This is a genomic window from Paenibacillus pectinilyticus (genome assembly GCF_001700435.1).
Taxonomy (GTDB): Bacteria; Bacillota; Bacilli; order Paenibacillales; family NBRC-103111; genus Paenibacillus_E; species Paenibacillus_E pectinilyticus.
Genome location: NZ_LYPC01000028.1, coordinates 412,126 through 425,126, shown reverse-complemented (window position 1 = coordinate 425,126; position 13,001 = coordinate 412,126). Strand labels below are relative to the sequence as shown.

Here is a 13,001-nt window from a genome sequence, read left to right as displayed (position 1 = left end):
GGAGAGGAAACACCATGAAACGAATTCGCAGAGACCATAAAGTTCGTCAATTTCATCAAGCCAAGTGGGATGAACCCGTTATATTTGAGCTTCACCGCCAGGGTGAGCGAGGTGTTATTCCACCAGGAACGGAGGCAGGTATTGCAGCTGAGGTGGGAGATGGTGTCGGACGTATTCCTCAATCCATGAAGCGGAGATTAGCTCCGGCATTACCGGAAATCGGTCAAGCCAAGGTGCTTCGGCATTATTTACGCCTTTCCCAAGAGACGCTGGGTTCGGATCTGAATGTTGAAATTGGTCAAGGGACATGTACGATGAAATACATTCCACGCATCAATGAAATGTTGATCCGTACGCCTCATATGATGGAGCTGCATCCCTTACAAGATCCGGATTCCGTTCAGGGCATGCTGGAAATCTTCTATAAGCTAGACCTTGCGATGCGCGAGATCAGCGGGATGGATGCTTTCTCCTTCCAACCAAGCAGCGGTACACAGGCCTTGCTTGCGATGGCGTCGATCGTGCGTGCATATCATGATTCGCGTGGTGAGGGAGATCAGCGAGATGAGATTATAACGACGATTTTCTCCCACCCTTCCCAAGCGGCGACGGCAGCGGTTAAGGGCTACAAAATCATCACCTTGCACCCAGACGAAGACGGTTTTCCCGACATCGAGAAGCTGAAGGGGGTCATCTCCGAGCGCACAGCAGGATTCGTCGTTGCGAATCCAGAGGATACGGGCATTTATAACCACCGAATTCGTGAGTTTACGGATCTTGTTCACGAAGCGGGCGGCGTATGTTTCTACGATCAGGCTAACGCCAATGGGTTGCTGGGCATCACGCGAGCGAAAGAAGCGGGCTTCGATATGTGCTTCTTCAACCTTCACAAGACTTTTGCAGCGCCTCATATGTGCGGCGGGCCTGCTACAGGTGCGCTAGGTGTGAGCGAAGAGTTGAAGCGTTTCTTACCTGGTCCACTCGTAGATTACGACGGAAGCCGTTATGTATTGACGAATCAGTCAGGGGACAGCATCGGCAAAGTCCGCAGCTTCCATGGGGTGGCACAGACGGTATTGCGTTCGTACGCTTGGATTATGAGCCTTGGCCCAGATGGCTTGAAGGATGTTGCCCAAATTGCCGTTCTGAACAATAATTATCTCTATCATAAAATCCTGCAAATCCGCGGTGCGAGCGCACCTTACATCAAGGGGCGCCGCCTTGAGCAAGTTCGATACAGCTGGAAGCAGCTTACCGATGAAACAGGTGTCACCACAGAGGATATCACGCGCCGCATGTGTGATTTCGGCCTGCACTACTGGACATCGCATCATCCATATATCGTGAAGCAGCCGTTTACCTTGGAGCCGACGGAGTCATATTCCAAAGAGGATCTGGACGAATACATTCAGGCGCTCGAGCATATCTCGCACGAAGCCTACACGCAGCCGGACATTGTCCGCTCTGCTCCGCATAACAGCACCGTTCATCGGAACGATGAATCGTCGCTGGATGATCCGAAGCAATGGTGCATCACTTGGCGTGCGTATTTGAAAAAAACGCAGCCGGAATAAGCCGCATGTTTAACGCGGCTCGATACAAACAAGCAGGCAGGGACAATAGCGTCCCTGCCTGCTTGTTTGTTGATGGGGTGCCGCCGCCCCCCGCCAGCGCAGCGTGGCGAGAAATAAGCGCACGCCGAGGTCCTAAGAGGCGGCTCTCCCGGGTTTTAAACAAAATAAGCACCCTGCGGGTGCTTATCGATCGCGAATTCGCCACGCCAGAGCAGTGTGGCGAGGAGTAAGCCCACGCCGAGGTCCTAAGAGGCGGTCTCCCGGGTTTTAAACAAAATAAGCACCCTGCGGGTGCTTATCGAATCCAACCTCGCTGCCGCAGGCGCAGCGAGTATGTTTTAATGCCTCGCCAAGCCTACCTGCCCGGCAGCAACTGCTTGATCCAACCGCCGAAGCTCTTCGGATTCCGCGATTGTATGAGCACGACGCCTTCGCCGCGGAAGCGACAGACGACGCCCTCGCCACTCGTAAGGCTGGAAATCCAGCCTTTGGCGGCTTTTTCAATCGTATACTGCGTGTAGTCCGGCCAAGCGACCAGATGACCATTATCGACGAGGACTTCCTCGCCTGGCCCTAAATTAATCGCGTGAATCGCGCCGTATGAGGACAAGAAGACCGTGCCGCGGCCGCTGATTTCAACGATGAAGAAGCCTTCGCCGGACATGAAGCCGCTCATGAGGTTTTGCATCTTGGTGTTGACTTGAATGCCGGAGGTACCGGCAAGGAAGCCGTCTTTTTGCACATAGAGCTTGTACGATCCGTCTAGCTCGACAGCCTCAATATCACCTATTACTGCGGGCGCGAGTAGTACCTCACCTGACCCGCGCGTAGGGGTCAATTCTTGGAAGAAGAATTTTTCCCCGCTTAACATCCGGCCGAGCCCTCGCATGATCCCGCCATCGACAGTTCCTTTAAGTTCAATGTTGGGCGACATGGATACCATGGCACCGGATTCAGCCTTAATGTTCTCACCAGCTTCCAGCTGAACGCGCAGCATAGGGAATGCGCCTTTATATAAAATTTCGTGTTTCATCGTAAGCCTCCAGATCTCATTTTAAAAAATAAACATGCTTGTATAAACTACGCTGCCTTCGGTCGTGTGGTTGCATCCAAACTCCGATTCGAGTAAACGAATCCTGCACAGACGAGCAGAATGCTCATCGTGACATAGAAAACGGACGTGAAGCCGTAAGCGGCGGCCAGATGACTGCCGAGCAGAGGGCCGATGAGATTGCCCAGGAATAAGGATGACGTATTGAATCCATATGCTGTTCCTTGAATTTCCGACGGAGCCAGCTTCATGACGAGTGCATTCAAGGAAGGAATCATGCCGCCGATGAACAGGCCGAGCAGGAATCTACCGACTAACAGCGTCGTGATGTTGGTGGCAAAAGCCTGCGGCAAGAAGGCGACAGCCGCCATCGTCAAAGCGATGACCAGCGTCATCCGCTGTCCGATTCGATCACCGAGCCTGCCGAGTGTCGGCGCACCGAACAAATTAGCGATCCCCGTGATCGCGACGATAAGACCAGCAAAAAAGGCCAAGTGCTTGCCCATGTATAAGGTTTTAGCATACACAGTCACGATCGGCTCGATACTCATCATGCCGATTTGCGTGATCAGCGAAGCGCCAAAGACAGGCAACAAGGGGCGGAACAGGCGCCATTGTGTTTTCTGTTTCACCTTTTTGTCAGAGGCAGGCTTGCGCTCTTCCTTAATAAACACCATGACGATAATGCTGGCACATAGCATAAGCGCTCCTGTGAAGAAGAACACATGGTTGTAGCCTAGAAAGCTGGCCAGCAATCCGCCAATCAAAGGGCCGATGAGTGAACCCGCGATGGCTCCTGTTTGTAAGGTTCCAAGTGACTTACCCGAGTGCTCTCGCGGGGTTAAGGATGCTTGCAGAGATACCGCCATCGAGATGAAGCCGGAGAAAAATCCGTTCAACAGCCGCAACGACAAGAGCTGCCAAGGCGACGTTACGATGCCCATAAGTGCGGTCACGATCGCCATACCGAAACCGGCACGCAGCAGCATAATTTTGCGCCCGCGTCGATCGGCTATTGCTCCCCAGAGGGGCTGCGTGAGGAAAGAGGTAATGAATTGGGCGGCGACGATCCAGCCTGTCCAACGGACAACAGCTCCCAGATCGTGAACGCCTAGCTCTCCGATGTAGAGAGGTAAAAAGGGTAGAACCAAATTCATGCCGCACGTGATGGCGAAGTTCGCACCCCATAGTATCCATAATGACTTTTTCCAGTGTAAAGGGGTTGCCATGACAAGGACTCCTTATCCTTTTTTTCACAGTATATCATAAATGAAACAATCCCCAAGCCGAGGAACGTAGGCGGATAGTCGAGGAAAATCGCCAAAGAACGGCAATTTTGGCACCAGAGCGGCGAACAGGGCACCAAAAGCTTGAATACCGCATCTGAAGCTGATCGGGCACGCACCAGCATTACAGCCTGTGAGAGAATTGCTGCCGATAGGTTCGCGGCGACATCCCCTCAAACTTCGTGAAGCTCGCTGCGAAATAGGCCGCCTGCTCGAGGCCCACCTCTTGGGCGATATGAGCGATCGGCAGTTCGGTTTGTAAAAGGAGCAGCTTGGCTTGTCCAATGCGTAACCGCAATAAGTACGTAATGGGCGAGCAGCCATACTCTTTCTGCATACACCGTGCGATGTACACAGGGTGGAAATTCAATTCATCGCCGAGCTGTTTCGCGGTGACTGCCTCCCGGTAGTGCTGCCGCAAATAGGAGGCAGCTTTCTCTGCGCATGCTCTGGAAGCAGACGCATGATCCGTTTCGGCGGACGCAGCAAGCTGGTGCAGCATTTCTTGAAACAGCTGCTGCTGGGCAAAACGAACCGAGCTGATATGCGCATTAGCCTGAAGTTGATGCAATTGATCGAACAATTCATACATTTTCTCGGGATGCAGCAAGGTTGTAAATTGAGGAATCCGCATCTTGAAGGGTTCCACAACGAAAGTCTCTGTCGGCATATGAGCAGATGCAGGATCCTCCAAAGAGACAGCCGCTCCAGAAACAGGCTTGATTAACTCCCATTCTCCACCGACATGGAAATGAAGCCAGTAGGTGTAGGTTAACTCGGAACAAGCTTTGGTTGCGAAGTGATAACGATCAGGACGCAGAATGACGGCTTGCCCTACGTTCACTTCAAATCGGGCATCTTCCTCACCGATATAGAAGCAGCCGGATTTGGTAATAAGGAGATCGAAGACTTGGATATTGCTGCGACTCGGGTGTTGCCCGTCTTGGGGAATGGAGTTTAATCCACTCGCTATATAGTGGGGCAAAGGCGGTACGGTAATCTCAAGAAAAGCCATATGTCACACCTTCTTTATTTTGAAATGATAAGTTGGAATTCTGTAAGTTTCAGTTGCAATGTTGATACATGAAATCAACTATAACAGTTATAATTTGAACTGACTACAAAGTTTCATTTTCATAATAAATAGAGAAATATACTGGATGGTGGCGTGCAATGGTGGCAGAGAAAAATAAGTATTCCTTATGGTTTTTGGCATGGCCGATCTTCGTAGAATTGCTGTTGCAGCTGCTGCTGGGTGCTGTGGATACGTTGATGGTAAGCCGTGTTTCGGATGACGCCGTGGCTGTTGTTGGTTTAGCCAATCAAATTTTCCAAGCGGTCATGATCTTATTCACAACGGTAGCCAGCGGCGCGGGCATTCTGATTGCTCAGAAGCTTGGTGCAAAACAACCGGAATCCGCACGTACGGTAGGTATTATGGCTGTCACGATTAGCGGGTTGATTGGCGCCGTACTCAGTGTGATCCTATATGTTGAAGCCGTTCCACTGGCAAGGTTATTCCATTTAGAAGAACGCTTACTTCCCTTAGCGCATACGTACATTTCCATTGTCGGCAGCGGGATGGTATTGACGGCCTTGACGGCCACAATGAGCACGACGATTCGGAATACAGGGAACACGAAGGGACCCATGATCACTGCAATTGGGATGAATATCGTCCATGTGGTGATGAACTATGGCTGGATTAATGGCGCATTCGGTTTCCCGCAGTTAGGATTAACAGGGGTTGCGATTTCAACATTGATCAGTCGGTTGCTTGCGACCTGTCTCTTGATATATATGTTCGTAACAGCTTTCGAGCGCAGGATCAGATGGCGGGATCTCTGGGTGTTCAACCGGAACCTCTTTCGGGAGATTATCAAAATCGGTTGGCCGCTCGGCGTGAATATGTCGTCATGGGTGTTGTCGCAGCTTGCGATTTATAGCTTTCTGGCAACGATGGGCGCGACAGCTCTGGCGGCTAGAACTTATATGAACACACTGGAATCGATCTGTTTCATGCTGGGTTATTCCATCGCTTTGTCCGCACAGATTCAGATTGCTCATCTATTCGGATCGGGTCAATTCCAGCTTGCGTACAAAGCGGGCTATCGCGCCACTTGGATTGGACTCGGCTTAGTCGGTTGCAATAGCATTGTTCTTCTGCTCATCGGCCATAGCTTTCTCGGTCTTTTCACCTCGGACACGGCCATCATTCAGCTCGCACTCTCCTGTTTAGTGCTCACGGCGATACTACAGCCAGGCCGGATGATCAATATGGGCTTCGGCAATGCGCTGAATGCGATTGGTGATACCCGGTACAACATGGTGATCTCGCTCATTTCCATGTGGGGCGTAGCTGCGGGACTTTCTTATGTACTTGGGCTTCATTATGGCTGGGGGCTCGCAGGTATTTATGTGGCGATGCTATGTGATGAGTATTTACGAGGGATCTTAGTGGCGATACGTTGGCGGAAGAAGAAATATTTGCGAATGGCGGAGGGGCGCACGAAGGGTGTCGAAGTGGTTGGAACTCAAGAGAGCGGCGAATGGAGTGTCCACAGTGCCTAAGATCGACTACAATGGTGTAAGAAGATAGATGCCATATCGATAGAGTAGGATGGGTGGACCCATGGATCATGACAAAGCAACCGCAGTCAAAAGCTATGCAACGAGAATTCAAAAATTAGTAGACGAGTTCGAGAGTAATATTCACGAGCATTTAAATGAGGATTATAAGCGGTCGACCAAATGGTCAGATCGTTTGGCTGACAGCGTTGCCAGCTTCGTGGGAAGTTGGAAATTCATTAATTTGTTTGTGGTGTTTTTGGCAGCATGGATCCTTATCAATGCTTTGTCGTTTACGAAAATAATCCATTTTGACGAGCCTCCATTCATTTTATTGAATCTCTTATTATCCTTTCTAGCTGGCTTCCAAGCACCGATTATTATGATGAGCCAGAATAGACAATCGACTAGAGATAAAGAAGAAGCCATTATTGATTTTGCCATTAATTACAAAGCAGAGCAGGAAATCGATGACATGCAGGGCCATTTACATAGGTTAGAGGCTGACTTTGCCGGGTTTAGGGAAGAAGTTAGATCTGAGCTTGCGGAAATTAAGGCATTGTTGCAGTCAAAATAAAACAGAGGGAACGAGGATGATTCGTCATCTTGGTTCCCTTTTCGTTATATGCGGCTTGGCACGCTATCTTCGATAAGTTCGAAACCGTATGTCTTGGTTGTAGTTGCCGAAGCCCTCGCCGTACAGCGTTAGCCCGCCGACATGCTCTGCATGTTCCGGTACTTCTAGGCGTAATGTCCACTCATTACGGGACACAGGAATGTCCTTGAGCGTAATATCGGACAGTCGTTGACCATCAAGAAATGTGCCATCCTCGGTGATGCGAAGCACTTTCAACCAACCATACTGATTGGTGGAGTCCGACCACCAGGCAGGGGTAAGCGTGCCGCGGCCATGCCCCGAGTCGCCTGGACTTGTCCAGTAGCCGAGCAAGGTGTTATTCACATGAAAGTGAATGTCGGACGGCCAATTTTCCGCAATACCGGGCGCTTCAGAACCAATCTCGAGTGAGAATTCAATCTCCTCGAGCGTTTGTCCGGGCAGCATATAGTTCGGAATGCGATACTCCACGAAACCCCGTCCGAACCACAGTATCCTAGCATGCATGCGTTCCGGCTCAAAGAAGAAACGCGGATCATCAAACTGTCCGATTAAGTGTTCATCCGTCGCTAATCCGCAAGTTGGATGAACCTCAAAGCGCGTATAATGTCCGACTGGAATCGATACTTCATTGAATAATCGCTGCTGCTCGGAGGATTGTGGCAGCTGGATGTCGATCCGTGAGAGGGCGAGCGTACAAATTTTGTGCGTGCCGCCTTGCTTGCGAACGAGCTTCGTATGAATGAGGCCGCCAGCTTCTAACTTTTTGACATGCATCGTAACAATCGCACTGCTTAGCTCAAGCCGCTGAGCCAAATCCTTCACATTCATCGCTTCCTCAGCTAAAAGTTCCAATATCGTAAGCCGTACATCGCTTGCCAGCGCTTCATATAAGGGCAGCCATTTACGGTCTGTTGTTGTTTGAATCATAGGGGGATCTCCTTCTATCTTTCGTATTCACTCGTCGGATTAACATAAATATGAATGCAAGAAATGGAGGTAAAAGGTCTTGATCTTCCTCCATTTTTGTTGTTTACTTAAGACATGACATAACGTTTATATTAACTGTTTAATACTTATATTAATCATACTACGAGGTGAATGAAATGTCTATGAAAGCTACGATGATTATTGACAAGGATTTTAAAGTAGGAGAAGTGGATGCTCGGTTATATGGTTCCTTTATCGAGCATTTAGGACGCGCCGTATACGGCGGAATTTACGAGCCTGGGCACCCGCAAGCAGATGAACAAGGTTTTCGCGGGGATGTATTAGAACTTGTCAAAGCGCTGCAAGTGCCGATTGTTCGCTATCCAGGCGGGAACTTTGTATCCGGTTACAACTGGGAAGATGGCATCGGACCCCTCAGTGAGCGCAAAAGACGGCTTGATCTCGCTTGGCGTACCATTGAGCCGAACCTGATCGGCCTGAATGAATTCATGGACTGGTGCCGCAAGGCGAATACCGATGCGATGATGGCTGTTAATCTTGGAACGCGTGGACCCGATGAAGCAAGAGACATTATCGAATATTCGAATATTACAGGCGGCACCTACTGGAGTGATTTGCGAATCTCGCATGGCTACCGCACGCCGCATAATATCAAAACCTGGTGTCTAGGCAACGAAATGGATGGTCCGTGGCAAACAGGAAGTAAAACAGCCGTAGAATATGGCCGGGCTGCCTGTGAAACGGCGAAAGTGATGAAGTGGGTCGATCCTTCCATCGAGCTAGTTGCATGCGGAAGTTCCAGCTTAACAATGCCAACGTTCCCGGATTGGGAAGCGACTGTGCTCGAGCATACGTATGATCATGTGGATTACATATCACTACATCAATATTACGGAAACCGCGATCAAGATTCGGCTAATTTCCTTGCGCAATCCGTGGGTATGGATCAATTTATTCATACGGTGATCTCAACGGCTGACTTCGTGCAGGCGAAGAAACGCGGCAAGAAAAAGATCCATTTATCCTTCGATGAATGGAATGTGTGGTACCACTCGAATGATGCCGATCGTCAAATCGAGCCTTGGTCCATCGCGCCTCCGCAGTTGGAAGACATCTATAACCATGAAGACGCGCTGCTCGTAGGCTGTATGTTGATTTCCATGCTGAAACGTGCGGATCGTGTCAAAATGGCGTGCTTAGCGCAATTGGTAAACGTTATTGCACCTATCATGACCGCTAATGGTGGCGCGGCTTGGAAGCAAACGATCTACTACCCGTACTTGCACGCAAGTGTTTTTGGCCGAGGAACGGTGCTTGTTCCACTGATCAAATCGCCTAAGTATGATGCCAAAGACTACACAGACGTTCCTTATCTGGAAGCTGTTGCTGTGCATAATGAAGAAACATCGGAACTGACTATTTTTGCCGTCAATCGCCATCTGGAAGAAGCACTACCGCTGGAGATGGATCTCCGCAGCTTCGGTGCTTTCGAGATCAAGGAGCATATCGTGCTTGAAAGCGATGATCTCAAAGCATCGAATACCTTAGAAGCGCCAGACCGCGTGAAGCCTCATTCCGCAGGCAATGCAAACGCCGCTGCAAATGGGCAGATTTCTGCTCATTTAGGGAAAGCTTCATGGAACGTTATTCGATTGAAACTTGTGTAAAACATAGAAAGATTTTTGAGCAAACATAGATAAAAAGCCGTGATTCGCACCATAATACACATAAGAGAAACCTCGGAAATAGGTATGAAAACGAGGCAATTATGTGACGGTGACGCGGCTTTTTTTTCATTCTATGCGTTCCTCTGGTATGATGAGAGAAACGAGTTTGAAGGGGTTAAGGCGCCGTGAAGATGAAAGTGGGCTGGGTTGGCAGCTTGATGCTGGTTGCAGCATTGGGTTTAACCGCTTGTGGGGACAAGCCGAAGGAGACTCCAAGTGCGAGTACTTCGGTTAAAGTAGATGTGCCAAAGCTATACCAAAATTACTGTATTTCCTGTCATGGAAATCAACTACAAGGCGGCGAAGGCCCCAATATCCAAAAAGTAGGCGAACGTCTCGATGAAGCTGCCATTATCAGGCAAATTCAAAAAGGCGGAAATGGGATGCCTCCTTTTCAAGTATCCATGAAAGATGAGGAATTAAAAGCACTGGCCGCATGGTTAGCGGGACTCAAGTGAGTGGAAGGATCTGGGAGTATTAAGGTTCCCTTAAGGTTAGCTACATAATTCCTTCACAATTGACATTTAGAATTAGGGGCATGAGGAGAGTGATGTAAGATGCACTTGAATTTGAAGCCCCGGAGCCGTCTTCCGAAGAAGCGGAGCACAAGCCGTCTGGGAGCATCGATTTCACTAGTATTATTTATGATCGGTTTACCGATTCTGTCTGTTGTAGGTATGGAATTTCTCGAACGTGGGAGCTGGCATGAAACCATGCACTGGATTTCCACGAATCATCCGTTGTTTCTATTAAATGTTGTCTTAACTTTTTGTTTACTTGCTTTGATTTATGCGATCGTGGGATCCTTAGCGATTTCCGGTTCAATTGCTACTTTAATTCTTGGTTTAATGGCGATTATCTCGTACATGAAAGTGAAAATGATTGGGGAGCCGTTCTTCCCTTGGGATATATTGCTGAATAAAGAGAGTATGGATATTGCCACCCTCGTCACCGGGAAAGCTGCGCTCATTCGAATTATTGCGGTAGCCGCGGTTATTATCCTCGTTTTGCTGTTAAGATGGGTGATTCCACGTGTGACCATTCCAATTATTGCCCGCATTGGCTTAGGGCTTTTTTCGCTGTATGCCTTATATGCATTCGGGATCAAATCACCGCTGGCAGGCAAAATCTTAGATCATGCTGGCGTCAATGAAATCGTCTGGGATCAGCAGCAAAACTATGCGAACAATGGTCTCACGCTTGCTTTCACGCTGAATGTGAAAAACTCGATCGTACAGAAGCCCGATACGTACAATGAAACGGCCATTGCTTCGGTTGCTACCAACATTCAGGCAACTGCTGCGAAGGCTCCTGAAGTGAAAAGCGCCAAACTGTCTGCAGGCAAAAAGCCGAATGTCATTTTCGTCATGAGCGAAGCGTTCTGGGATCCGACATTGTTAACGAATGTAACGTACAGCGAAGATCCGTTACCAACGATTCATCGGTTGCAGAAGGAAGCTGGCAATGCCGGATATCTCCTGTCCCCGCAATACGGCGGAGGGACGAGTAACGTAGAATTTGAAGTGTTGACTGGGAATTCGATGAGTTTTTTACCAGGTGGATCGATTCCGTATCAACAGTATATCTCTAAACCATTACCTAGTTTGGCTAGTTATTTTGCTAACCAAGGTTATAAAAGCATGGGGATTCACTCTTATGAAGGCTGGTTCTGGGACCGCAACACGGTTTATAAAGAGCTTGGGTTCCAATCCTTCAAGAGCAGCGAGAAATTTGTAAACCCAGAAATTAAGGGTTATTTTATCTCCGACGCTGAAGTTGCAAGAAATGTAAATAGCGAAGTAGATAAAACGGAAGATCCGATGTTTATTTACACAGTGACGATGCAAAATCATGGTCCTTATGATGATCCTCGTTATGGAGAAAATACGATCAAAGCAACAGGCAGCGGTCTTTCTGCGCAAGCGAAAAGTATTCTGGAAACCTATACGCAAGGCGCACATGATGCGGATGCAAGCTTGCAAATGATGATTGATCATTTCAAGGATTCGGATGAACCGACGATGATCATCTTCTATGGTGACCATTTACCAATGCTAGGCATGGATTATCAAGTGTATAAAGAAGCGGGCTTCATCTCAACAAGCAACGCGAATCAATGGTCTTTGGATGAAATTAAGAAAATGCACAGCACACCGCTTGTGACATGGTCCAATTTCGATATGCCTAAGCAAGAGAATCCAGTGACAAGTGCTTCTTTCTTAGGTGCACATGTTCTAGATATGCTGGGCATGGAAAAACCAGCCAACTTCACACTAGATGGCGAATTGGCACAACAAATACCAGGTCTGCTCAGTAATCTCGTCGTGGACGCGGATGGTCAATTGCAGGCAAAAGCGCCAGAATCCTTAGCGCCGCTGATCAATGACTATCGTAACGTCCAGTACGATTTAATGTTCGGGAAGCAGTTTTTGGCCAATTATATCGATCACGATTACTTGACCAAAGGCTCACAACCGGATTACAACGCCGAGTTCGGTGCCACCGGCATCGCGGCGAAGTCTGAGGCGCAGGGCAGCGAAGATGCGAAGCCTGCGAGTGCGCAGTAGGATGTAGAAGAAGCCGTCTCCCTTACTCGGGGAGATGGCTTTTTGGTGTTTGGTGTGTCTGACAAGAGCTATAAATAGAGTGGGAGTATAAGCAATCCCGCACCGTAATCCCGCCCTTAACCCAAATGCCCCTAGCCTCCCAAGGCCACGGTACCGCGCCAACGCCCCAACCCCACCCCGAGCCAACACTGGCTCCGCGTCAACACTCGCTCCGCGTCAACACTCGCTCCGCGTCAACACTCCCCAACTTCTGACCCAACGTTCTCTTTAAGCCAACACTCCCCAACTTCTGACCTAACGCTCTCTCTAAGCCAACACTCCCGCCACGCCCCAACCCCAACCCCAATTGCAACCCGCCCAGCACTAACTGGAAAACCTCCATCTATTTTCGCAAAATTCTATGCTCGGAGAGAGATAACTGGAAAATATACAGGTAATTTCGATCAATCCCCTCCAAAGCAGCGAATTCGAGAAAATTAGCTGTACATTTTCCATCTAGTTGTCACTTCAGAGCTAAATCCAGTGAATTAGCTGTAGGTTTTCCAGTTAAGTTTCCCCACGATTCCACAAAGGAGAAAGCAATAAATAACTGTTGCCACCAGCAGGGTTATTTTGGTAATATGGTATTCCGTCTCTACGCGGCGACTGCACGTTATGGTCA

General features: G+C 49.0%; 10 protein-coding genes. 6 read left to right on the top strand and 4 right to left on the bottom strand.

Translation table 11 applies throughout. The features are described 5' to 3' along the window. Window positions 1-14 precede the first annotated feature (14 nt). Window positions 15-1,574 carry an aminomethyl-transferring glycine dehydrogenase subunit GcvPB gene (gcvPB, locus tag A8709_RS29640; RefSeq protein ID WP_065858035.1) on the top strand — a complete coding sequence of 520 codons (1,560 nt, stop codon included), beginning with the start codon at window positions 15-17 and terminating at the stop codon, window positions 1,572-1,574. Between the two features lie 355 nt (window positions 1,575-1,929). Here gcvPB and A8709_RS29635 read toward each other — a convergent pair whose 3' ends face one another. The 3 genes from A8709_RS29635 to A8709_RS29625 all read right to left on the bottom strand — a co-directional run bounded on the left by A8709_RS29635 (window position 1,930) and on the right by A8709_RS29625 (window position 4,926). Beyond that, complete coding sequence (locus A8709_RS29635) at window positions 1,930-2,607, bottom strand: TIGR00266 family protein (RefSeq protein ID WP_065858033.1); 678 nt, start codon at window positions 2,605-2,607, stop codon at window positions 1,930-1,932. A gap of 47 nt (window positions 2,608-2,654) precedes the next feature. Next, window positions 2,655-3,854: an MFS transporter gene (locus A8709_RS29630; RefSeq protein ID WP_065858031.1), complete on the bottom strand. Its 1,200-nt coding sequence runs from the start codon at window positions 3,852-3,854 to the stop codon at window positions 2,655-2,657. Window positions 3,855-4,035: 181 nt separating this feature from the next. Then, the gene (locus tag A8709_RS29625) at window positions 4,036-4,926 is read right to left on the bottom strand and encodes a helix-turn-helix transcriptional regulator (RefSeq protein WP_065858029.1); all 891 of its coding nucleotides are present in this window, start codon (window positions 4,924-4,926) and stop codon (window positions 4,036-4,038) included. 158 nt (window positions 4,927-5,084) lie between these two features. Between A8709_RS29625 and A8709_RS29620 the strand changes: the two genes are divergently transcribed. Then, on the top strand, window positions 5,085-6,482 hold the full coding sequence (locus A8709_RS29620; RefSeq protein WP_065858027.1) for an MATE family efflux transporter: 1,398 nt from the start codon (window positions 5,085-5,087) through the stop codon (window positions 6,480-6,482). 61 nt (window positions 6,483-6,543) lie between these two features. After that, window positions 6,544-7,056, top strand: coding sequence for a DUF1003 domain-containing protein (locus tag A8709_RS29615; protein ID WP_065858025.1), 513 nt, complete (start codon window positions 6,544-6,546; stop codon window positions 7,054-7,056). Between the two features lie 63 nt (window positions 7,057-7,119). On the opposite strand, the gene A8709_RS29610 is transcribed toward A8709_RS29615, so the two are convergent. Further along, window positions 7,120-8,025 (bottom strand): ArsR/SmtB family transcription factor, encoded by a 906-nt coding sequence (locus tag A8709_RS29610; RefSeq protein ID WP_065858023.1) that lies wholly within the window; start codon window positions 8,023-8,025, stop codon window positions 7,120-7,122. Between the two features lie 176 nt (window positions 8,026-8,201). On the opposite strand from A8709_RS29610, the gene arfA reads away from it, so the two are divergent. The 3 genes from arfA to A8709_RS29595 all read left to right on the top strand — a co-directional run bounded on the left by arfA (window position 8,202) and on the right by A8709_RS29595 (window position 12,340). Then, entirely contained in the window at window positions 8,202-9,713 is a 1,512-nt protein-coding gene (arfA, locus tag A8709_RS29605; RefSeq protein WP_065858021.1) for an arabinosylfuranosidase ArfA, read from the top strand. Between the two features lie 191 nt (window positions 9,714-9,904). Further along, entirely contained in the window at window positions 9,905-10,231 is a 327-nt protein-coding gene (locus tag A8709_RS29600) for a c-type cytochrome (protein ID WP_065858743.1), read from the top strand. Window positions 10,232-10,330: 99 nt separating this feature from the next. Next, window positions 10,331-12,340, top strand: coding sequence for an LTA synthase family protein (locus tag A8709_RS29595; RefSeq protein ID WP_141692700.1), 2,010 nt, complete (start codon window positions 10,331-10,333; stop codon window positions 12,338-12,340). Window positions 12,341-13,001: the final 661 nt, after the last annotated feature.

What these genes read in the sequence shown, in the direction of transcription:
- A8709_RS29595 (WP_141692700.1), top strand. Translation starts at nt 10,331, where the DNA reads ATGCACTTGAATTTGAAGCCCCGGAGCCGTCTTCCGAAGAAGCGGAGC.
- A8709_RS29630 (WP_065858031.1), bottom strand. Translation starts at nt 3,854, where the DNA reads ATGGCAACCCCTTTACACTGGAAAAAGTCATTATGGATACTATGGGGT.
- A8709_RS29635 (WP_065858033.1), bottom strand. Translation starts at nt 2,607, where the DNA reads ATGAAACACGAAATTTTATATAAAGGCGCATTCCCTATGCTGCGCGTT.
- A8709_RS29625 (WP_065858029.1), bottom strand. Translation starts at nt 4,926, where the DNA reads ATGGCTTTTCTTGAGATTACCGTACCGCCTTTGCCCCACTATATAGCG.
- A8709_RS29615 (WP_065858025.1), top strand. Translation starts at nt 6,544, where the DNA reads ATGGATCATGACAAAGCAACCGCAGTCAAAAGCTATGCAACGAGAATT.
- arfA (WP_065858021.1), top strand. Translation starts at nt 8,202, where the DNA reads ATGTCTATGAAAGCTACGATGATTATTGACAAGGATTTTAAAGTAGGA.
- gcvPB (WP_065858035.1), top strand. Translation starts at nt 15, where the DNA reads ATGAAACGAATTCGCAGAGACCATAAAGTTCGTCAATTTCATCAAGCC.
- A8709_RS29600 (WP_065858743.1), top strand. Translation starts at nt 9,905, where the DNA reads ATGAAAGTGGGCTGGGTTGGCAGCTTGATGCTGGTTGCAGCATTGGGT.
- A8709_RS29610 (WP_065858023.1), bottom strand. Translation starts at nt 8,025, where the DNA reads ATGATTCAAACAACAACAGACCGTAAATGGCTGCCCTTATATGAAGCG.
- A8709_RS29620 (WP_065858027.1), top strand. Translation starts at nt 5,085, where the DNA reads ATGGTGGCAGAGAAAAATAAGTATTCCTTATGGTTTTTGGCATGGCCG.